Raw genomic sequence first — 1,239 nt, forward strand, 5'->3', positions numbered from 1 at the left:
TGAACTGGTCTAATTGGAGCGGACACCCCGGTAAGCCTCATACTGGAGGCATTGGAGGTGTTCATGACCAAGAAAACGCGACGTCGGTACTCCGACGAATTCAAGGCTGAGGCGGTCAACATGGTTCGAGGAGAGGGCTATGCCATCTCCGAGGCCGCCAGGCGGCTGGATATCGATCGCAGCCTGCTGGATCGCTGGTGTCGCCAGCAACGTGACCGGGAGGATGGTGTGACTGACGACCAGGCAGATGAGCGGGATGCCGAGATCAAGAAACTTCGCGAAGAAGTTCGTAAGTTACGGATTGAAAAGGAGGTTTTAAAAAAGGCCACGGCCTTCTTCGCGAGAGAGTCGAGCTGAGATACCAGTTCATCGAGTCGGAGAAGGCCTCCTTCCCAGTGGCGGTGCTGTGCCGTGTCATGGACGTCAGCCGCAGTGGCTTCTATGCCTGGCGTCAGCGTGAACCCGATGAGCAGCGCCAGTGCCTGCACCGGGAGGTCAAGGACATCCACGATCAGAAACGTGGTAGCTATGGGAGCCGGCGAATGGCTAAGGAACTCCGTCGCAGAGGTCATACGGTCGGTCGTTATCAGGCGCGTAGCCTGATGCAGGAAGCGGGTGTCGCCTGCCGACAGCGTCGCCGCTACCGGCATACGACGGACAGCGACCACGGGCTGCCAGTGGCTCCCAACCTGCTCAAGCGGCAGTTCACGGTGCCTGAGCCCAATCAGGCGTGGGTGGCCGACATCACTGCCATTTGGACCTTGGAAGGCTGGTTGTACCTGGCGGCCGTGCTGGACCTCTACGACCGACAGGTCATCGGCTGGGCCATGGCCGACCATATGAAGACGTCACTCACTCTGGACGCCCTGGAGATGGCAACTGGCCGCCGACAGCCTCCCCGAGGCGTGCTTCACCACTCGGATCGCGGCAGCCAGTACGCCTCTCGTGCGTATCGCGAACGACTGGCAAAGCACGGGTTCCAGGCCTCCATGAGCCGCAAGGGGAACTGTTGGGACAATGCGGTCATGGAGCGCTTCTTCGGCTCTCTGAAGAGCGAATGGCTGGAGGGGCAGCGGTACTGGACCCGCCAGTCAGCGAGGCGCGACGTCGTGACCTATATCGAGATGGAGTACAACAGCTGCCGGCTCCACTCGACCCTTGGCTACCACGCGCCAAGGGAGATCGAGAAAATCGCGGAAGCAGCTTAATAAAAGTGTCCGCTACGACTTGACCAGAACA

At 60.1% G+C, this 1,239-nt stretch carries 1 pseudogene; it reads left to right on the top strand.

The features are described from left to right. The first annotated feature begins 63 nt into the window (after positions 1-63). Positions 64-1,208, top strand: a pseudogene (locus tag CPA45_RS22455) (IS3-like element ISPa133 family transposase). The last annotated feature ends 31 nt before the right edge of the window (positions 1,209-1,239 follow it).

The organism is Vreelandella nigrificans (assembly GCF_002374315.1).
Lineage (GTDB): Bacteria > Pseudomonadota > Gammaproteobacteria > Pseudomonadales > Halomonadaceae > Vreelandella > Vreelandella nigrificans.